Annotated in this window: 21 protein-coding genes and 1 tRNA gene; 11 read left to right on the forward strand and 11 right to left on the reverse strand. The window is 33.1% G+C overall.

Annotated elements, in window-relative coordinates; all coding sequences use genetic code 11:
• Positions 1 to 17: 17 nt before the first annotated feature.
• The gene (locus IM755_RS06545; protein WP_194094944.1) at positions 18 to 614 is read right to left on the reverse strand and encodes a murein L,D-transpeptidase catalytic domain-containing protein; all 597 of its coding nucleotides are present in this window, start codon (positions 612 to 614) and stop codon (positions 18 to 20) included.
• 160 nt (positions 615 to 774) lie between these two features.
• Here IM755_RS06545 and IM755_RS06550 point away from each other — a divergent pair, with 160 nt between their 5' ends.
• From IM755_RS06550 to IM755_RS06570, 5 genes are all read left to right on the forward strand, one after another.
• Positions 775 to 1680 (forward strand): EamA family transporter, encoded by a 906-nt coding sequence (locus IM755_RS06550; RefSeq protein WP_194094946.1) that lies wholly within the window; start codon positions 775 to 777, stop codon positions 1678 to 1680.
• Between the two features lie 32 nt (positions 1681 to 1712).
• Positions 1713 to 2315: an alpha-ketoglutarate-dependent dioxygenase AlkB family protein gene (locus tag IM755_RS06555; protein WP_194094949.1), complete on the forward strand. Its 603-nt coding sequence runs from the start codon at positions 1713 to 1715 to the stop codon at positions 2313 to 2315.
• Between the two features lie 138 nt (positions 2316 to 2453).
• Entirely contained in the window at positions 2454 to 2735 is a 282-nt protein-coding gene (locus IM755_RS06560; protein ID WP_194094952.1) for a TIGR03643 family protein, read from the forward strand.
• A gap of 138 nt (positions 2736 to 2873) precedes the next feature.
• Complete coding sequence (locus IM755_RS06565) at positions 2874 to 4733, forward strand: M61 family metallopeptidase (protein WP_194094954.1); 1860 nt, start codon at positions 2874 to 2876, stop codon at positions 4731 to 4733.
• A gap of 200 nt (positions 4734 to 4933) precedes the next feature.
• Positions 4934 to 5656 (forward strand): DUF4369 domain-containing protein, encoded by a 723-nt coding sequence (locus IM755_RS06570; RefSeq protein ID WP_194094957.1) that lies wholly within the window; start codon positions 4934 to 4936, stop codon positions 5654 to 5656.
• Between the two features lie 68 nt (positions 5657 to 5724).
• Here the strand turns inward: IM755_RS06570 and IM755_RS06575 are convergent, their stop codons facing one another.
• The 7 genes from IM755_RS06575 to idi all read right to left on the reverse strand — a co-directional run bounded on the left by IM755_RS06575 (position 5725) and on the right by idi (position 9526).
• Positions 5725 to 6249 (reverse strand): hypothetical protein, encoded by a 525-nt coding sequence (locus tag IM755_RS06575; protein WP_194094959.1) that lies wholly within the window; start codon positions 6247 to 6249, stop codon positions 5725 to 5727.
• 265 nt (positions 6250 to 6514) lie between these two features.
• A tRNA-Thr gene (locus IM755_RS06580) sits at positions 6515 to 6588 on the reverse strand.
• Between the two features lie 75 nt (positions 6589 to 6663).
• A complete protein-coding gene (locus IM755_RS06585; protein ID WP_026724519.1) occupies positions 6664 to 6933 on the reverse strand; it encodes a hypothetical protein in 270 nt (89 codons plus the stop codon).
• A 57-nt stretch (positions 6934 to 6990) separates the two neighbouring features.
• On the reverse strand, positions 6991 to 7950 hold the full coding sequence (locus IM755_RS06590; RefSeq protein WP_194094961.1) for a type I phosphomannose isomerase catalytic subunit: 960 nt from the start codon (positions 7948 to 7950) through the stop codon (positions 6991 to 6993).
• Positions 7951 to 8019: 69 nt separating this feature from the next.
• Positions 8020 to 8472 carry a peroxiredoxin gene (locus tag IM755_RS06595; protein ID WP_194094963.1) on the reverse strand — a complete coding sequence of 151 codons (453 nt, stop codon included), beginning with the start codon at positions 8470 to 8472 and terminating at the stop codon, positions 8020 to 8022.
• A gap of 1 nt (position 8473) precedes the next feature.
• Positions 8474 to 8884 (reverse strand): 6-pyruvoyl trahydropterin synthase family protein, encoded by a 411-nt coding sequence (locus IM755_RS06600; RefSeq protein ID WP_194094965.1) that lies wholly within the window; start codon positions 8882 to 8884, stop codon positions 8474 to 8476.
• A 114-nt stretch (positions 8885 to 8998) separates the two neighbouring features.
• Positions 8999 to 9526 carry an isopentenyl-diphosphate Delta-isomerase gene (gene idi / locus IM755_RS06605; RefSeq protein ID WP_194094968.1) on the reverse strand — a complete coding sequence of 176 codons (528 nt, stop codon included), beginning with the start codon at positions 9524 to 9526 and terminating at the stop codon, positions 8999 to 9001.
• A 295-nt stretch (positions 9527 to 9821) separates the two neighbouring features.
• On the opposite strand from idi, the gene IM755_RS12800 reads away from it, so the two are divergent.
• Positions 9822 to 10268 carry a cold-shock protein gene (locus IM755_RS12800; RefSeq protein ID WP_228063910.1) on the forward strand — a complete coding sequence of 149 codons (447 nt, stop codon included), beginning with the start codon at positions 9822 to 9824 and terminating at the stop codon, positions 10266 to 10268.
• A 98-nt stretch (positions 10269 to 10366) separates the two neighbouring features.
• Here IM755_RS12800 and IM755_RS06615 read toward each other — a convergent pair whose 3' ends face one another.
• Positions 10367 to 11929 carry an NAD(P)/FAD-dependent oxidoreductase gene (locus tag IM755_RS06615; RefSeq protein ID WP_194094970.1) on the reverse strand — a complete coding sequence of 521 codons (1563 nt, stop codon included), beginning with the start codon at positions 11927 to 11929 and terminating at the stop codon, positions 10367 to 10369.
• 156 nt (positions 11930 to 12085) lie between these two features.
• Between IM755_RS06615 and IM755_RS06620 the strand changes: the two genes are divergently transcribed.
• Positions 12086 to 13639, forward strand: coding sequence for a T9SS type A sorting domain-containing protein (locus IM755_RS06620; RefSeq protein WP_194094972.1), 1554 nt, complete (start codon positions 12086 to 12088; stop codon positions 13637 to 13639).
• Between the two features lie 54 nt (positions 13640 to 13693).
• Positions 13694 to 13933, forward strand: coding sequence for a hypothetical protein (locus IM755_RS06625; RefSeq protein WP_194094974.1), 240 nt, complete (start codon positions 13694 to 13696; stop codon positions 13931 to 13933).
• Here the strand turns inward: IM755_RS06625 and IM755_RS06630 are convergent.
• Positions 13930 to 14796, reverse strand: a complete 867-nt coding sequence (locus tag IM755_RS06630) for a helix-turn-helix domain-containing protein (RefSeq protein ID WP_194094976.1) — start codon at positions 14794 to 14796, stop codon at positions 13930 to 13932. The genes IM755_RS06625 and IM755_RS06630 overlap by 4 nt on opposite strands.
• Before the next feature lie 90 nt (positions 14797 to 14886).
• Here IM755_RS06630 and IM755_RS06635 point away from each other — a divergent pair, with 90 nt between their 5' ends.
• Positions 14887 to 15249, forward strand: coding sequence for a DUF983 domain-containing protein (locus IM755_RS06635; RefSeq protein WP_194094978.1), 363 nt, complete (start codon positions 14887 to 14889; stop codon positions 15247 to 15249).
• A 96-nt stretch (positions 15250 to 15345) separates the two neighbouring features.
• Here the strand turns inward: IM755_RS06635 and recQ are convergent, their stop codons facing one another.
• Positions 15346 to 17541, reverse strand: coding sequence for a DNA helicase RecQ (recQ, locus tag IM755_RS06640; RefSeq protein WP_194094980.1), 2196 nt, complete (start codon positions 17539 to 17541; stop codon positions 15346 to 15348).
• Between the two features lie 85 nt (positions 17542 to 17626).
• Here recQ and IM755_RS06645 point away from each other — a divergent pair, with 85 nt between their 5' ends.
• Entirely contained in the window at positions 17627 to 18592 is a 966-nt protein-coding gene (locus tag IM755_RS06645) for a KpsF/GutQ family sugar-phosphate isomerase (protein ID WP_194094982.1), read from the forward strand.
• A complete protein-coding gene (gene tatC, locus IM755_RS06650; RefSeq protein ID WP_228063911.1) occupies positions 18592 to 19413 on the forward strand; it encodes a twin-arginine translocase subunit TatC in 822 nt (273 codons plus the stop codon). The genes IM755_RS06645 and tatC overlap by 1 nt, the downstream gene beginning before the upstream one ends.
• The last annotated feature ends 2 nt before the right edge of the window (positions 19414 to 19415 follow it).

The raw sequence follows: 19415 nt of genomic DNA on the forward strand, positions 1-19415 counted from the left end.
ATTAAACGAGATTTTTATTATTCAATAACCCACAACAAAACTGGTTTTACTGATTGTTGTAAACGTTCATCTAACTTTTCCATAAAAGCATCCGAAACTGCTGGACAACCCCAACTTAAAGGACTGTGTCGCGGATAAATTTCTTTGTTTTTAACCGCGCTCCAAGAATGCAAAACCACTACCCTTTTTACCGCATTTTTATTGGTTGATTCTAATCCGTGTAACCAATATTTAACGTTGATTCCCCACGAACTATAATCGCGACTTCCTATTTTGTATTTCCCCTTCATCGAGCAATGACTGTCTACTCTATTATCAAATTTTACCTTTTCCCATTTGTCTGGATTCTCTTCAAATTGATCGCAACTGCCATGTGTAACCAAATTTTTATCCAACACTTTCTTACTTGCAAAATCATAAATAAAAAAACGATTCTTTCCAGAATGCACACTCAAATCAACTAAAAAATAATACGATTCATTATAATTATTTTCTTTACAAAAGGAAGCTGCTTCTGCATGAATAGAACTGTAATCTTTTACAGCTAAAGGTTCTACTTCCGAATTATTACAACATAAAAAACAAACGGCAATTAATAGTAAAAAATGCTTCATAGAAATGGGATTAAAATAATATAACTCCACTTTCGAATTTTTATTTAAAACAATGATGTTAAATTCGTACTAAAATTAAACCCTCAAAAAATCTTTCTTCATTTATCTATTCTCTTTTTTCTTTTTACCCTATCTTTGCGCCCCCTTAAAAATTTAGGATATGTCAAACAACAATATTATCAAAGGTGTTTTCTTGGTTGCATTAGGCGCAACGAGTTATGGTATGTTAGCTACTTTCGTTAAACTAGCTTACAAAGAAGATTTTACAACAGCCGAAGTAACTTCATCACAATTCATTTATGGAATTATTGGGATTTTAATCATCAACTTATTCCAACGCACTAAAAATAAAAATACAGCAGCAAAAGCTTCTCCAAAAAATATTTTTCAACTAATGTTGGCCGGAACTTCATTAGGAATGACAAGTGTTTTTTATTATTTAGCTGTAAAATACATTCCTGTTTCTATTGGAATTGTATTGTTAATGCAAACCGTTTGGATGGGTGTTTTATTAGAATGGTTTTTGGATAAAAAAGCACCTTCTTTTCAAAAAATAATTTCGGTAATCATTGTATTAATTGGAACAGCTTTGGCTATTAATATTTTCAAAATCGATTTTAATGACCCAACAATCGATTGGGCCAACGGATTATTCTGGGGATTATTAGCTGCTGCTTCTTTTACAACAACAATGTTCACAGCCAACAAAGTAGCATTAGGAATTTCTTCTGCACAAAGAAGTCTGTATATGTTATTAGGTGGTGCAGTTATCGTATTTGGTTTCAGCCTATACACGCAAGTTACTCCTTTCAACTTTGAAATTTTTGCGAAATGGGGAATTGTATTAGCCTTATTCGGTACAATAATTCCACCTATGTTATTAAACGCAGGATTTCCTCATACGGGAATTGGATTGGGAAGTATTGTTTCTTCTTTAGAATTACCCGTTTCGGTAATGATGGCATTTTTTCTTTTAAACGAACAAGTATTATTCATTCAATGGATTGGAATTCTGTTAATTATTACCGCAATCGTAATTATGAACATACAATTCAAGAAAAAATAAATAAATTAGCGATGTAATTCATCGCTTTTTTTATGCTCGATTTATTCCCAAAAGAAAAAATAATACTTCCACTACCCGATGCGGTTTTTGAATTTTATCCGAATTTCTTCAACAAAGAAGAAGCGGATTTACTTTGGGATAAATTACTAAACGAAACACCTTGGCAACAAGATGACATCACCATTTTTGGTAAGAAAATTGCCCAACCCCGATTAACGTGTTTGTTTGGAAACGAAGGTAAACCTTATTCTTATTCGGGTTTAACGATGCAACCTCATGCTTGGAATTCCACTTTAATGTTTATTAAAGACAAAGTAGAACAAGTGGCTAATCACAACTTCACCACCGTTTTGGCTAATTTATACCGAAATGAAAAAGATAGCAATGGTTGGCACGCCGATAACGAAAAAGAATTAGGCCGAAATCCAATAATTGCCTCAGTAAGTTTTGGCGAAGAACGTAAGTTTCAATTGAAACACATTACCAACCCGGAAGCAAAAATGACCTTGAATTTAAACCACGGAAGTTTATTATTGATGAAAGAAGGAAGCCAAATTCACTACAAACACCAAATTCCGAAAGCCACACAACCTAAAAATTCAAGAATAAATTTAACGTTTAGAACAATTCTGTAAATATTCCTCAAAAACGACAACCATCTTTAGAAAATTTTTAAAAATTTCAGAAAAAGTATTTGGCCTAATTTTTGAATTTATTTTTTTACTAATATTGAATTATTAACCAATAAACTAGACAGAAATAGTATTTACTTCATGAAAAAGAAGAAAATTTCAGAATTCGACAACGAAACACTAGATAGAGTTGTTGCTATGGCGCAAGAGGAAAAAAAACCTTTTGAAGTTTTAAAAGAGGAATTCGGAGTAACAGAAAACGAAGTTACCGAATTAATGCGAAAAAGATTGTCCAAAGATAATTTTGAACTTTGGAAAAAGAAAGTGACTGCGAGTAAGCCAAAACCGAAACCAATAAAATATAACGAATTGGAAGACGAAGACTTAGACAGCAAATATTATTTCAAAAATAAATTCGACTAAAATTAAAGCTCTTAACTAATTTAGAGCTTTTTTATTGGCACTAATTTGAAAGACTAAAACAATCCTATAAAATTTCTAAACACGAATTGTAACAATAATCCCATTTAATCTACTTATTGATAATTCAATTAAGATAAAATGAAAAAAATAATACTATCCCTATCTATAATGGGATTTTTATGGAGCTGTAGTCCAACTCAAACGACTACAAAACAAAATGATGTTGCGGTGACTATCGATTTAATCAATGTAAAAGACGACAAAGTAATGGTAACCGTTACACCTCCAACATTTACAAGTGAAACTGTAACTTTTCATTTCCCTAAAACAGTTCCAGGAACTTATTCAGAAGACGATTATGGGCGTTTTATTGAAAACGTAAAAGCTTTTGATGCTAAAGGAAATGCGCTTAAAATTGCGAAAATAGATGAAAACTCTTACTCTATTTCGGATGCAACTAAATTGGCTAAAATCACTTATCTAGTTAACGACACCTATGATACTGAAGGTGGTGCTGGTTTTGGAGAAAGCGAAGATGTATTTTCTCCAGCTGGAACTAACATCAACGCCGGCGTTAACTTCATGTTGAACACACACGGATTCATTGGTTACTTCAAAGGAAAAGAAGAAACACCATACAAATTAACCGTAACTCATCCTGAAACTTTAATGGGAGTATCTGCCATGACAGATTCAGACACAAGTGCAACTTCGGATGTATTTTATATGCCAAAATATGCAAGTTTGGTAGAAATGCCTATCATGTATTCAAAACCTGATTACACTTCATTCATGGTGGATGATATGGAAATTATCATCAGCGTATATTCTCCAACAGGAAAATATACTGCAAAACAAATTACACCAAACATGGAAACGATGATGAAAGCACAAAAACGTTTCTTAGGCCCAATCAACTCTACAAAAAAATATGCTATTTTATTGTATTTGTCTGATATGAAAGCTAAAGATGCAAAAGGGTTTGGAGCTTTAGAACATCCAACATCAACAACAGTGGTAATGCCAGAGATGATGGGATTAGAAATGTTACAAGAGCAATTAAAAGATGTAGTTTCGCACGAATTCTTCCATATTGTAACACCATTAACAATTCATTCAAACGAAATCCAATATTTCGACTTCAACAATCCTCAAATGTCAGAACATTTATGGATGTATGAAGGAGTTACCGAATACTTTGCCAACTTATTCCAAGTAAATCAAGGCTTAATTGACGAAAAAGAATTCTTTGAAAGAATGGCAGGTAAAATTGCACAATCACGTCAAATGAATGACAACATGAGTTTTACTAAAATGAGTAAAAACGTATTGAATGCACCTTACAAAGATCAATACTTAAATGTATATCAAAAAGGAGCTTTAATTGCCATGTGTGTTGATATTTTAATTAGAGAAAATAGCAACGGGCAAAAAGGCATTTTAAATCTTATGCAAGAATTAGCCAAAGAATACGGAACTAAAAAAGCATTTAAAGACGATGAGTTATTCGCTAAAATCACTTCGTTAACATACCCAGCGGTTGGTGAGTTTTTAAACAAACACGTAGCAGGTGAAACTCCGATTCCATATGAGCAATATTTCGCAAAAATGGGTGTAACAGAAGCATCTATTGAAGTAGCAGGAAATCCATTCTTAAAAGGACAAAGAGAACCTTATATCACAGTAAATCCAAGTACAAAAGAGATTATGATTTTACCTGAAATCGAATTGAACGTGTTCATGACCACTTTAGGTTTGAAAAACAACGATACCCTTTTAGCTTTCAACGATAAAAGTTACAACTTAGACAATATCTACGATTTAATCATGGCGAGTATGAACTGGAAAGATGGAGACGCTATTACCGTTAAAATTAAAAGAGACGGCAAAGAGCAAATCGTAAAAGGAAAAGTAGTAATGCCAAAAGAAAAACAAGACGGCTACCAATCAACAGATGCTACTAAAAAAGCAGTTCGCGAAGCTTGGTTAAGAGGCTAAATTTAAGTTTGAAGGGGCACATATCTTGATTCTTGAACTTGAATTTGAAATTGATTTTGAATTTCGCAATTGATATTGCACTTGAAAATCCTCAAAGTACTTAGTATTTTGAGGATTTTTTTATTTACTTTGCGAACACAAATTAAAAATTCACGATGAAATCGAAGATTCACGAAATCCAAAATACAACAAATAAGACCATGAGTAAAAAGATAGTTTTAGCCATAATTGCCGTAATCACATTAGTAGCTTGTAATAATAAAGAATCCGATGCAAATGTGCATATTACAGGTAACATAAAAGGATTGAGCCAAGGAAAATTATATTTACAAAGAATACAAGATTCTACTTTTGTAACTATTGATAGTATAATTATTAATGGCGATTCTAAGTTTGAAAGTCATATTAACTTAGATAGTCCAGAAATGTTATATTTGAATTTAGACCGAGGACAAACCAAATCAGTTGATGACAATTTATATTTCTTTGCTGAACCAGGAAATATTCATATTGAAACTACCTTACAACATTTTTTCTCTGATGCTAAAATTACAGGATCAAAAAATCATGATTTATGGGTAAAGTTTGATAGTATTAACAAGCGTTTTAATGAAGAGAATCTAAAACTAATAACAAAACGTCTTAGAAACGAAGTTAAGCCTAATCAAGCAACAGCAGACAGCATTGAACAAGCGTATCAAAAACTTTTAAAACGAAAATACCGTTACACAGCCCATTTTGCTGTTTCAAATGCAAACAAAGAAATTGCGCCTTACTTAGCACTTTCTGAAATTGCTGACATTAACACGCCTTATTTAGACACCATTCAAAAAAGCATGACACCAGAAGTAGCGAAATCGAAATATGGAAAAATGTTAAATGAATATGTTAAGAAGAGAAAAGAAATTGAAGTTCAAAAATAAAAAAAGCGGTCAATTTTTGACCGCTTTTTTTTAACTTTTAACATATAACGTTTATGTTAGGCTAATTTTCACCATATAAAATCAAACTTTTCAAAGGTTTTACAAGGTTGGTATTTTTCATTTGTTCCAAAATATATTTCATCTTCATGATAAAACAATAAAGCCCAATTCAAACTTTGGTCTATAATTGTTAAATCATCTGAACCTCCATAATAGAAACTATCAAAATATTTTATAAAAATTTTCCAAGGAACAATCATTGCATCTGTTTGTTGCCATGATAAAAAAACTTGTTTATCAAATGGAAGTCCACGATGGTAGAGCCATTTTTTAATCTCTTTTTCATTATCGCCAGAAATTTTTGCTTTATCAATTATTCTAAAAATATCTTTTTTAAATGGAATTTCACAGTGTAAATTATTTTGGTTAATAAAATCCCACAAAAACTTTGAAGCATCATTATTCAAAGGTCTCAATTGATCAAGATGATCATTAGGTAATTTATCGTATTTTTCATCCGAGAAACGCCATTTCAAACGAAAATCATCAATTGGAATTGTATGGTTAAAAATATTTTCAAAACTAACAGCCATTTTTTTTGTTTTTATAGATAGACCACCAATACAAATATACTGGTATTTAAAAACTGTGACAAAAAAAGAAACATTCAAAAACAAAAAAACCACCGCTAGCGCGAGCATCTTGCTCGTGACTACATATTTTCAAACATTCAGAAAGCTATTTTATACTTTGTGTGCACAAGCGTGACGCTTGCGCTAGCATTTAAAAATTCTGAAAAACTTAGAACGACATAAAACAAAAAAAACCACCACATTGCTGTGATGGTTTCTACTTTAGAGCCGATGGAGGGACTCGAACCCACGACCTGCTGATTACAAATCAGCTGCTCTAGCCAGCTGAGCTACACCGGCAACTCTATTGCGGTGCAAATATAGTTCTGAAATTTAAATTTCCAAAAAAAATCTGCACTTTTTTATCGCAATTTTTTAGTTTAATTCGTTTATTTTCGCAACAAATTGATTTGCAGCCGCTTCGTAATCTTTACGAATTTGTTTAAAATGCGCTTTTTTGTTCTCAACGTCTTTTTGATTCGCTCTAGTCATTAAAGTATCAAAAGTTTCGTAGATTTCATCAACTAATTTATCAGATGCTTCAGTTGGTTTTCCAGCTGTAGACATTTCCCAAATGTAAACGATGTTTACAATATCCCCTAAAACGTAGTTGATTTCTTTTTTCAAGTTTTTAACGCTTGCCATTTTGTATAAATTTAAAATTTGAAGCAAAATTACATAATATATTTTGTTCTCAATACATTATATCGAAATTTCTAACAAAGTAGCCTTTCCTTTAACCGTTAAGTTTTCAATACATGCCGGAATCAAAATCGTGTCGCCCATTCGGTAACGCAAGATTTCTCCATTTACAATCATTTCAAATTGACCGTTAGTACACATAAAAACCGTAAAAGCTTGTTTGGTACGTTTCCAAATAAAAGTCTCCTGCAAAGCAATGATATTCGTAACAAAGTACGGGCAATCTACTATGGCTGCGCTTTTATTAGCTTCTTCTTCATAGTCAATTTTAGAAGGTGTTGTTTGGTAATTGATAGCATCTAAAGCTAATTCCGTATGCAATTCTCTTCCATTTCCATTAGCATCCACTCGATCCCAATCGTAAATACGGTACGTAACATCACTCGTTTGCTGAATTTCCGCTACCACTACTCCTGCTCCAATGGCATGTATGGTTCCGGTTTCTAAAAAGAACACATCGCCTTTTGAAACAGGATATTCGTTAAGTAAATCAATTAGATTTTTATTTTCTAAATGCGCTAAATATTCTTGTTGATTGGAATCCTTTTTAAACCCAACAACCAAACGTGCCGATTCGTCCGCTTGCATTACATACCACATTTCCGTTTTCCCGAAAGAATTGTGACGTTCTTTAGCTAAAGCATCATTCGGATGCAATTGAATCGACAGATCTTCCTTCGCGTCAATGAATTTAAAAAGTAAAGGAAATTGTTTTCCAAAACGAGCAATTACCGATTTTCCTAAAATCTCTTCCGGATACAAATCGATAATTTCATTGATGTTTTTTCCTTTTAAAACGCCATTACTAACCACACTAATGTCGCCAGGAACGGTTGAAATTTCCCAACTCTCGCCTGTAGTTTCAGAAACTATGGGTTTATTGAGATAAGTTTTCAACTTGGTTCCGCCCCAAATGCGGTCTTTAAGTATAGGTGTAAAGGTTAAAGGATAAAACTTCATAGTCAAATAGTGAAGTACAAAGATGCGAAAAAAGTATTAAAATCCTAAAATTTAGAGTTATTGGATTTATTATTTTGCCTTCTGAATGGCTTTTAAAGCTCTTTCAATATGATTTTTCGCACTCATACTATCAAAAATATAAATACAATAGCCTTTAGCATCAAAAACATACGTTACGCGACCAGGCAATAAACCTAAAAGCGCCGTTGGAACTCCAAACAAACGTCGCAGTTTTCTATCTGCATCCGAAAGTAAAATAAAAGGCAATTTGTATTTCTGTTGGAAATTCTGATGCGAACTAGCTGAATCTCCACTAACGCCAATTACTTCAGCACCTAAATCTTGAAAATCTTGATAGGCATCTCTAAAACTGCAAGCTTGCGTAGTACAACCTGGTGTAAAATCTTTTGGATAGAAGTAAATTACAACGGGTTTCTGATTCACTTCCTGACTATCAAAAGCAGTTCCATCCTGCTTAGTTGCTTTAAAACTTGGTAATTTATCTCCAATTTGAATTGCCATATTACAAACCTTTATAAGTTACAAAGTTTCTCGGAGTTTCGTATAATGTAATTTCCAACTCTTTATTAGCATCAATCAAAACACGAAGTTTATGCCAAATAATGTAAGCAATATGTTCCGCAGTTGGATTCAAATCTTTGAACTCTGGAACATCTTCGTTTAAATTTTTATGATCAAAAGCTTCTTCGATATGTTCTTTGATTAAATCGGATAAGACTTTAGTATCAATCACATAACCCGTTTCCTTATCCACTTCACCTGTTACCGAAACAATCAATTCGTAATTGTGCCCATGAAAGTTCGGATTGTTACATTTTCCAAACACTTCCTGATTTTTTTCCATAGACCAATCCTTGCGATACAAACGATGTGCAGCATTAAAATGGGCTTTTCTTGAAACAGTTACTCTCATGGTAATTTAGAATTTAGAAATTTGAATTCAGAATGTCGTTTTATATTAAAATTTTAAGGAATACGATTTTAAAAATTCATCCAATTTCTTCAATCTGCGTTCCCTAAATGAAATTTACAATTTATGATCTTCTAGATAATGATAAAACTCGTCAAATATAATCTTAAACCAAACGGTATAAGCATCTGGATTAACAACCATGTCTTCTTTAATAGCTTCAATAGTCATCCACTTCCAACTTTCTACTTCATCTGGATTAATTATCGGAGCTTCATTATAGTATCCAATCATTACATGATCTAATTCGTGTTCGGTTAAACCGTTATCAAAAGGTGCTTTATAAATGAAATGAAACAACTCTTTCAATTCAGCTTTAAAACCCATTTCTTCAAACAAGCGACGTTTTCCGGCTTCAATATTGGTTTCACCAGCGCGTTGATGACTGCAACAAGTATTCGTCCACAAAAGAGGTGAATGGTATTTGTGATGGGCGCGTTGTTGCAACATCACTTCGTTTTTATCATTTAAAATGAATACCGAGAAAGCTCTGTGTAAAACGGCTTTTTCATGCGCTTCCATCTTATTCATAAGCCCAATTGGCTCATCTTGTTCGTTAACTAAAATTACTTGTTCTTCTATCATAGTAGTATAATGCTTGTCAAAAATACGAAAAAAGATAGGAATGAAAGCTAGTTTTTGAGTTTGTGATAAGTTTAACGTGTGTTGAATACAGCTTATTTGAAAATCGAACTATTGATTAAATTGTAGCTTTTTAAGAACAGAACACTTTTTTCACTATCTTTGCATCATTAGTAATGATATGAATTTCTTCTCGCAATACTTTGAATAAAAGTACTTTATAAATTTCTTGTTTATTTCGCTTGTGTGTTTTTATCCGTTTACTTTTAAAAAATACTAATTAAAATTATTGAATTTAATGGCAAGACCGCAAGAAACCTTCAACAAAAGAGAACAAGAAAAACTAAGAGCACAAAAAAAGAAAGAAAAACAAGAAAAAAAAGAAGCTCGTAAAGCCAATCCTAAATTATCAGGAGAGGATTTATATGTATATGTAGACGAAAACGGGCACTTAACAAGCACACCTCCAGACCCTTCTAAAAGAATTGAAATTGATTTAGAAAGTATCGAAATTGGTGTTTCAAGAAAAACTGAATCAGATGAAGCACCTACAGAACGAAGAGGAACCGTAGATTTCTTTAACGAATCTAAAGGTTTTGGTTTCATCAAAGAAGTAGAAACTGGAGAGAAATATTTTGTTCATATCAGTGGTTTAATAGACAAAGTTAAAGAAGGTAACTTAGTAACTTACGATTTAGAAAAAGGCGCTAAAGGCATGAATGCTGTAAACGTTAAAAAAATATAATCCCCTTTTTATCCCAAAAAAAAATCACAGCTTGCACTGTGATTTTTTTTTGTTTATCATAAGAACACAATTAGTAAAAATTCGTGTAATTCGTATTTTTATTTCCCTAAACTCTCTGCAATTTTCAAGGCACATTTTTCACCATCGATTGCTGCGGAAATGATTCCACCAGCATAACCTGCTCCTTCGCCACATGGATACAAGCCTTTGATTTGAACGTGTTCTAATGAAAAGTTATCTCTTGGAATGCGCACTGGTGAAGAAGTTCTACTTTCTGGCGCGTGTAAAATGGCTTCATTTGTCATGTAACCTCGCATTGATTTTCCAAATTGCACAAAACCTTCACGCATGATTTGAGTTAAAAATCCAGGGAAAACTTGCCCTAATTCAACCGAAGTAGTACCAGGAACATAAGACGTTTTTGGAATGGCTGCCGAAACTTTATTTTGTGTAAAATCAACCATTCGTTGTGCAGGAACTTTTTGGGTTGAACCCGCTAAATGCCATGCTTTTTGCTCGATAGCTTTTTGAAATTCCATTCCTGCTAAAGGCCCGAATTTTACAAAAGGTTTGAAATCTTCCAACTTTAACTCTACTACAATTCCAGAATTCGCTGTCGCTTGATCACGCTTTGAAGGTGACCAACCATTGGTAACGACTTCACCTGGAGACGTAGCACAAGGTGCAATAACACCACCGGGACACATACAAAACGAATACATCCCACGACCATTCACTTGTTTTACAATCGAATACGGTGCTGGCGGCAAATAATCACCTCTAAAATCGCAGGAATATTGAATTTGATCTATTAATTCTTGTGGATGTTCTGCACGAACGCCTAAAGCAAAGGGTTTCGCTTCAATGTGAACGCCTTTTTTATGTAGTAATTCAAAAATATCACGAGCGGAATGTCCCGTAGCTAAAATGACTTTGTTAGCCGAAATCACATCTCCATTTTGAAGGACAACACCTTGCATTTCGTTGTTTTTGATAACAAAATCAGTCACACGAGTTTCAAACAATACTTGTCCGCCACAGGCAATGATTTTCTCACGAATATCCTGAATAATTTGTGGTAATTTGTTAGTTCCAATGTGCGGATGTGCCTCTACCATAATTTCAGGTGTAGCTCCAAAACCTACCAAAAGTTCCAAAATTCTATCTACATCACCGCGCTTTTTTGAGCGAGTGTACAATTTTCCGTCGGAATACGTTCCGGCTCCACCTTCTCCAAAACAATAATTGGAATCTTCATTTACGATACCATCACGATTAATCGCTTTTAAATCGCGACGACGACCACGTACATCTTTTCCACGTTCTAAAACGATTGGTTTTAAGCCTAATTCGATTAATTGCAAAGCAGCAAATAATCCAGCTGGACCTGCTCCTACTACAATTACTTCTTGTTGGTTGGCAACATTTGGATAATCAGGTAATTCAATTTTTTGCGCTACATATTCTTCTCCAACCAAGAATACATTGGCTTTAATGTTGATTTTTATCGCTTTCTGACGTGCATCAATCGAACGTTTTACAACCACCACTTTCTGAATTTCTTTTGGGCTAACCTGAAATAACTTGGCTACATGTTGGGCTAACAAACTTTCGTTTGCGGCTACTTCAGGTGAAACTTGAAATTGAAATTCGCGTGGCATATCATAAATTTAAGAGTGCAAATTTAATTTTTTCCACACAATTAAATAATTTATTTATCAAATTCATCGAATTATTTTAAACGGAATTCAAAAAATTCTTACATTTGTAAACAACTAAAAATTAATTCATTACGTCTAACTCTCAAACTTAAAATTATGAAAAAAAAACTACTCTCAATTTTTATTTTCATTTGCTTGACTTCTAATTCTCAAACCTTTACTTCTGGAATGATTGAGCAAGGAAATGGATCTTCAAATATCTTTAGCACAACATCAATTGGAGCTGATGGTAAATTTTATTGCTTTTTTAATGATGGAACTGTAACGCATGTATCAAACAATATAAATCCAGTTTATCGTTTAGTAAGGTGGGAATCTGGAAGTTCTAGCTGGGTTTCTGTTTCTAATTTAGACGCTGCAAATATTCCAGGTGTAATAATTACATCTGGTACTACTATGTTTAATGATGGCATTGCATTAGAAGTTGACTCATCTGGAGGTTTTCACATATTAATGAATGTTTACACAAGTAATGGTAGTGAATTAAAATACGCATATAGTAGCAATGGAGCAAGTTGGACTTACACAACCGTAGACCATTCAAACAATCAAACAAACTATAGTTTCACTAATTTACAATTGAAATTAGATAATACGAATTATCCCCATGTGTATTATGTTATAAAAAATATTGGTTCTGGTGGCATTTCTACTAGAGTTTATTCTGTTATACATAAATTTTATAACGGAAGTACTTGGACAACCGAAACCGCATATTCACAAACGGGAGGAAATGGAACCGGTGCTAACGACATTAACATGATGGCCGCTTGTATAGATAGCAATAACAAATCTCACATAGGGTTCGTAGCTGAAACAAATGGAAGCGGAACAGACGGAAGCTTATTGTATATTAATAATATTTCAGGAAGTTGGACTGCACCTACTTTTATAGTTACTGGAGCAACAGGATCACCCGCTGCTGATAGAGTTAATATTTTATCTGACACCAACAACAAACAACATATAATTTACAGAGAAAACAACACTACTTTTAAACTTATCTACACAACCAACAAAACAGGTTCATGGGTAGGAAGTCAAATAAATTCAAGTTTAACTTCTGGAATAATTTCAGCTACAGATAGCTATAACGCATTTACAAGAAACAGTTCAAATGATTTGTTTTTAGCATATAATGCTTCCCCAAACACTACAAATAATGGACAAGTAAATTATGCTTGTTTATTCAATGGATATAGCACTTGGCAAACGGGAAGTGTATTTACAGGTAATTTAAGAACAGGACAATTTATTTCTGCTGAATTTAATAATAGTAAAAATGCAATGATTACTTTTGATCATTTTACTGACCCTGCAGCTACAGGAGGCAATCCAAATTATGGTCCCCCAAACAATCCAAGACAATTACAATACGCAACCGCTATCGTAAACAATTTATCTTCTAGTGATTTCATAAAAAATAATTTTAACATTTATCCTAATCCTACAAATTCATTATTATTCATAGATTTTGCAGAATTTTCAGATATTTCTTTACAAGTTTTAGACTTGAATGGAAGAATAATAATTTCTAAATCAGCATCAAACTCTACAACCTTAGATACATCAGATTTGTCATCAGGAGTATACCTTCTTAAAATTGATTCAGAAAAAGGAACTGGAACAATGAAAATCATTAAAAACTAACTTAAATACAAAATAAGCTTCACGGATAAAACCGTGAAGCTATTTATCAAAAAAATGTCAAGAAAAATAAAACTAATTTGGGATTTTAGAGGTGAAGCCGCAGCCAAAACAGCGGAACATCATGATATTCATCTAAATGAATACTTAAAAAAAGAGAAAATCACATTAGAAAAAACAGGCTTTGAAGTTATCAATGAAATGCATGCGATTGCTTTCATTGTGGTAGATGAAAAAGATATGATTACTTTTAGAGATATTTTAAAACCTCACAGAGGCGAAATTTATCAGAATTAATTTTTAAGTTGATTTATAAATTCTGTTGGAGTTACGCCTACACTTTTCTTAAACAATTTTGAAAAATAAGAATAATTAGAATAGCCTAATTCATCTGCAATTTGAGCAATTGTTTTGTTTTGGTCTACCATAATACGCTTGCTTTCTAAAATTACTCTTCTGGTAATTAATTCCGTTATGGTAATATTCAATATATTTTTTGAAATTCTATTGAGATGTTTTAAGGTAATTGCCATTTTATCTGCATAAAACGAAGGCGACTTTTCGGTTCTATAATATTGCTCTAACAACAATTCAAATTCTTTTAACTTATGATTGTAGGTAGAAGTTAAATGATTAGAATCGACATTATAAATTCTTAAAATTTCAATCAGAATGCAATCTAACAAGTTGAGCATTTTGTCTTTTTTATGCAATTCGTCTTGTTCACTTTCAATTACCATTAAATCAAAATAAGGCTGAATTTGCCTCATTTCATTACCCTTCAATTGCAATTCGGGATTATTTTTAGACGATTGAAAAAACAAATATTCTTCGATTTTCTTATCTCGAAAATGCAAATTATAAATCTCTTTGGAAAAGAAAACAATGTAACCCTCAATATCTGAAGAAAGTTCCCAGAGATGAATTTGACCGGGTTGCATTAGAAAAAAACTTCCTTTTGCAATTGCAAATTCATCAAAATCTATTTTATGCAAACCCGTTCCTTGAGTAAATAGAACCAAAACATAAAAATCATGTCGGTGCAACGATTCGATAAAACGATGTTCTTTTAAATGATTTTGAAAGGTATTGACATATAAATTGTGATGAAAGAAATTGCGTTTAAACTTCTTAATTTCGTAAACTTCGTTTTTCTTCATATCAAAAATGTCTTTTTTGTGCTATAATATGCGAAAATACAAAACCTCTTTTAAATTATAATCGCTTAAATTTGCTAAAAATATAAAGCAATGTTAAAAACCATTATAAACATATTCGGGAACAAATGTCCCAATTGCAACAAAGGAAAGATTTTTGAAAAAGGATTATTGCATTTTAGCTTTAGTTTTCCAAAAATGCATGAAAATTGCTCCAATTGCGGAACAAAATTTGAAAAAGAACCCGGTTTTTTCTTTGGAGGAATGTTTGTTAGTTACGGACTTGGCGTTGCTGAAGCTTTAATTACCTACTTTATCTGCATGCCATTTTTTGAAGAAACCTTCGATTTACGAATTATTCCAATTATTGGAGTTGTCATTTTAAGTTTAACTTTAGTCAACATCAAACTATCGCGAATTATTTGGATTTATATGTTTAAGGAGTATTCGATGTAAAAAGAAAATCCAAACTCAATTAAAGAGTTTGGATTTTATATTTTTAGAATTTCTCAAATTATTTCAATCTGTGTTCCTAATTTCAAAAATTAAGAATTAATTCGCTACTTCGCTAATAAACTTAATTCGCATTAAACGAAGTTCTTCGATATCGTAATCGCCATCGAATTCTTTTAAAGCGTCTTTGATATTATCGGATTCTGAATCCATAAAATAATCGTGAATTTCCTCTTGCTGGTCTTCGTCTAAAATTTCATCAATCCAATAGCGGATATTCAATTTGGTTCCTGAATACACGATTTGTTCCATTTCTTTCAACAAACCATCCATATCCAAGCCTTTGGCTTTCGCAATATCGTCTAAGCCTAATTTTCGATCCACATTTTGAATGATATACAACTTCAATCCAGAATTTGCTCCAGTAGATTTCACTACTAAATCATCTGGACGAATAATGTCGTTATCTTCTACATATCTATTGATTAAATCAACAAATGGTTTTCCATATTTTTTAGCTTTTCCTTCTCCTACCCCATGAACATTACTTAGTTCATCAATAGAAATTGGATATTTCAACGCCATATCTTCCAAAGAAGGATCTTGAAAAATCACAAACGGTGGAACTCCTAATTTTTTAGCTTCTTTTTTACGCAAATCGCGCAACATTGTCATTAAAGCTTCATCTGCCGTTCCTGAAGATTTAGCTGCAGTTACTATTGCCTCATCTTCTTCTTCATTATATTCATGGTCTTCTGACATCATAAAAGAAACTGGCTTTTTAATGAAAGCTTCTCCTTTTTCTGACATCTTTAGCACACCATAGGTCTCAATGTCTTTTGTCAACAAGCCATCCACTAAAACTTGGCGAATTAATGCCATCCAATATTTTTCATCAAAACCAGAACCACTACCAAAATAAGGTTGTGCATCTATTTTTTGTGCTTTAATAATTGCATTTACTTTACCTACAAGTGCTAAAACCACTTCTTTAGACTTGAACAATTGCTTGGTATCGCGAACTACTTTTAACAAGGTAACCACTTGGTCTTGCGCTTCGACTTTTTTCTTTGGATTACGAACATTATCATCCATATCGGCACCTTCTCCGTTGACATCATCAAATTCTTCACCGAAATAATGCAATAGGAATTTACGACGCGACATCGAAGTTTCAGCATAAGCTACCACTTCTTGTAACAACGCAAATCCAATTTCTTGTTCGGCAACAGGTTTTCCTGAAAGGAATTTTTCTAATTTTTCAATATCCTTATATGAATAATACGCCAAACAATGTCCTTCGCCACCATCACGACCGGCACGACCTGTTTCTTGATAATAACTTTCTAATGATTTTGGAATATCATGGTGAATTACAAAACGAACATCGGGTTTATCGATTCCCATACCAAAAGCGATGGTTGCTACTACCACTTCCACATCTTCCATTAAGAACATGTCTTGATGTTTGGCACGCGTTTTAGCATCTAAACCAGCATGATAAGGCACGGCACTAATACCATTGACTTGTAAAACCTGAGCAATTTCTTCCACTTTTTTACGACTCAAACAGTAAATAACACCTGATTTTCCTTTATGTTGTTTGATGAATCGAATAATATCCGATTCCACATTTTTAGTTTTAGTACGTACTTCGTAGTATAAATTAGGACGATTAAACGAAGCTTTGAAAGTATTCGCATCCGGCATATCCAAGTTTTTCAAGATATCTTCTTGCACTTTTGGAGTAGCGGTTGCAGTTAAACCAATCATGGGTACATCGCCTAAAAGACGAACGATGTTTCGTAAATTACGGTATTCTGGACGAAAATCGTGTCCCCATTCCGAGATACAATGTGCCTCATCGATAGCTACGAAAGACAATTTCACACTATTTAAAAACTCGATATACTCTTCTTTTGTTAACGATTCAGGGGCTACGTATAACAATTTAGTGATGCCCGAAGTAATGTCTTTTTTTACTTTGGCAATTTCAGTTTTATTTAATGAAGAATTCAAAACATGAGCAATTCCTTGCTCTGAACTTAAGCTTCGAATGGCATCAACTTGGTTTTTCATCAGCGCAATAAGCGGAGAAACTACAATCGCAGTTCCGTCTAACACCAATGCTGGCAACTGATAACAAAGCGACTTTCCACCACCAGTAGGCATAATCACAAAAGTATTATTACCTGTGATGATACTTTTAACTACTTGTTCTTGAAGTCCTTTGAATTGGTTAAAACCAAAATATTTCTTTAATTCTTTATGTAAATCAATTTCGTGTGGATTCATTCTCTATTAATATGATTTTACCTAAATTTGCAAACATAAAGATACGATTTTCTTTTATACACACAAATTTTTTAATATTTCTATTTTGAGCACAACTGATACGATTTTAGCTACCGCAAAACGAACTTTACTTTCGGAAAGTAAAAGCATCGCAGATCTAGTGAATTATCTTGACGAAGACTTTGCAAAAAGTGTTACCGAAATCTTCAACACCAAAGGAAGACTAGTTATAACTGGAATTGGCAAAAGCGCTTTAATCGCTCAAAAGATTGTAGCTACTCTGAATTCAACTGGAACTCCTTCTATGTTTCTACACGCCGCAGAAGCGGTTCATGGTGATTTAGGAATGGTACAACCAGAAGACATCATCATTTGTATTTCAAAAAGCGGAAATAGCCCAGAAATTAAAGTATTGGCGCCGTTATTAAAACGTTTTGGCAATACCTTAATTGGGATGACGGCTGATAAAAATTCGTTTCTAGGAAAAGAATCACACTATATTTTACATGCGTATGTAGAAAGCGAAGCGTGCCCAAACAACTTAGCACCAACCAACAGTACTACAGCTCAATTAGTATTAGGCGATGCTTTAGCTGTTTGCTTAATGGAAATGCGCAACTTTAAAAGCGAAGATTTTGCTGTATATCATCCTGGTGGCGCTTTAGGGAAAAAATTATTGTTGCGCGTAAAAGATATGTTAGATACGTCGCACAAACCAATGGTTACTCCAGATGCTTCTATCAAAAAAGTAATTATGGAGATTTCCGAAAAACGTTTGGGTGTAACAGCAGTTATTGAAAACAATCAAGTAATTGGCATTGTAACAGATGGAGATATTCGTAGAATGCTGAACAATCGTGATACTTTTGCCGATTTAACAGCGCAAGACATCATGACAAAAAATCCAAAAAACATTAATTCCAGCATTTTAGTTTCGGAAGCGTTAAATATCTTAGAAAACAATTCGATTACACAATTGGTTGTAATTGACAATAATGAATACAAAGGAATACTTCACTTACACGATATTTTAAAAGAAGGAATCGTATAATGGCAGATAAAAATATAAAAGAGATGTCGTTTTTAGACCATCTCGAAGAATTACGTTGGTTATTAGTAAGAAGTTCGGCAGCCATACTAATTTGCGGAATTGTCGCTTTCTTTTTCAGTGATTTTATTTTCAATGAAATTATTTTTGGCCCTAAAAGTCCCGATTTTGTCACGTACCAATTCTTTTGCGATTTAGGAAAACAATTTGATATGGGCGATACAATGTGCATCACCGAAATCAACCTTCCTATTCAAAACAGAGAAATGGGCGGACAGTTTTCAATGCACATGTGGACCTCCATTACGGTAGGGTTTATTTTCGCCTTCCCTTTTATTCTTTGGGAAATTTGGAAATTTATTAGTCCGGCTTTGTATGAAAAAGAGAAGAAATACGCGGCATCGTTTATCATTATTTCTTCTATATTATTTTTTATTGGAGTTTTGTTTGGCTATTATTTAATTGCACCATTATCCGTTCAATTCTTCGCCAGTTACATTGTGAGTCCAGAAATTAGTAATTCGATTGATATTGATTCCTACATGAGTTTGATGAAAACATCCGCTATTGCAAGTGGATTGTTATTTGAATTACCTATCATCATTTTCTTCTTAACCAAGATTGGATTAGTCACTCCCGAATTTTTAAGAAAATACAGAAAATACACTTTAGTTGTCGTATTAATTGTAGCGGCAGTAATTACACCTCCTGATGTTTTGAGTCAAATTATCGTTACAATTCCGATTATGATATTATACGAAGTTAGTATTTTAATTAGTGTTTTAGTGGTAAAAAGTCAAGAAAGAGAAAAATTAAAAGCATAAAA

The sequence above is a fragment of the Flavobacterium proteolyticum genome (genome assembly GCF_015223105.1).
Taxonomy (GTDB): domain Bacteria; phylum Bacteroidota; class Bacteroidia; order Flavobacteriales; family Flavobacteriaceae; genus Flavobacterium; species Flavobacterium proteolyticum.

Coding starts and splice junctions, on each gene's coding strand:
- IM755_RS06555 (WP_194094949.1), top strand. CDS start 1,713: ATGCTCGATTTATTCCCAAAAGAAAAAATAATACTTCCACTACCCGAT.
- IM755_RS06595 (WP_194094963.1), bottom strand. CDS start 8,472: ATGGCAATTCAAATTGGAGATAAATTACCAAGTTTTAAAGCAACTAAG.
- tatC (WP_228063911.1), top strand. CDS start 18,592: ATGGCAGATAAAAATATAAAAGAGATGTCGTTTTTAGACCATCTCGAA.
- IM755_RS06590 (WP_194094961.1), bottom strand. CDS start 7,950: ATGAAGTTTTATCCTTTAACCTTTACACCTATACTTAAAGACCGCATT.
- IM755_RS06575 (WP_194094959.1), bottom strand. CDS start 6,249: ATGGCTGTTAGTTTTGAAAATATTTTTAACCATACAATTCCAATTGAT.
- IM755_RS06615 (WP_194094970.1), bottom strand. CDS start 11,929: ATGCCACGCGAATTTCAATTTCAAGTTTCACCTGAAGTAGCCGCAAAC.
- recQ (WP_194094980.1), bottom strand. CDS start 17,541: ATGAATCCACACGAAATTGATTTACATAAAGAATTAAAGAAATATTTT.
- IM755_RS06620 (WP_194094972.1), top strand. CDS start 12,086: ATGAAAAAAAAACTACTCTCAATTTTTATTTTCATTTGCTTGACTTCT.
- IM755_RS06600 (WP_194094965.1), bottom strand. CDS start 8,884: ATGAGAGTAACTGTTTCAAGAAAAGCCCATTTTAATGCTGCACATCGT.
- idi (WP_194094968.1), bottom strand. CDS start 9,526: ATGATAGAAGAACAAGTAATTTTAGTTAACGAACAAGATGAGCCAATT.
- IM755_RS06560 (WP_194094952.1), top strand. CDS start 2,454: ATGAAAAAGAAGAAAATTTCAGAATTCGACAACGAAACACTAGATAGA.
- IM755_RS06565 (WP_194094954.1), top strand. CDS start 2,874: ATGAAAAAAATAATACTATCCCTATCTATAATGGGATTTTTATGGAGC.
- IM755_RS06635 (WP_194094978.1), top strand. CDS start 14,887: ATGTTAAAAACCATTATAAACATATTCGGGAACAAATGTCCCAATTGC.
- IM755_RS06625 (WP_194094974.1), top strand. CDS start 13,694: ATGTCAAGAAAAATAAAACTAATTTGGGATTTTAGAGGTGAAGCCGCA.
- IM755_RS06630 (WP_194094976.1), bottom strand. CDS start 14,796: ATGAAGAAAAACGAAGTTTACGAAATTAAGAAGTTTAAACGCAATTTC.
- IM755_RS06570 (WP_194094957.1), top strand. CDS start 4,934: ATGAGTAAAAAGATAGTTTTAGCCATAATTGCCGTAATCACATTAGTA.
- IM755_RS06550 (WP_194094946.1), top strand. CDS start 775: ATGTCAAACAACAATATTATCAAAGGTGTTTTCTTGGTTGCATTAGGC.
- IM755_RS06545 (WP_194094944.1), bottom strand. CDS start 614: ATGAAGCATTTTTTACTATTAATTGCCGTTTGTTTTTTATGTTGTAAT.
- IM755_RS06585 (WP_026724519.1), bottom strand. CDS start 6,933: ATGGCAAGCGTTAAAAACTTGAAAAAAGAAATCAACTACGTTTTAGGG.
- IM755_RS12800 (WP_228063910.1), top strand. CDS start 9,822: ATGGCAAGACCGCAAGAAACCTTCAACAAAAGAGAACAAGAAAAACTA.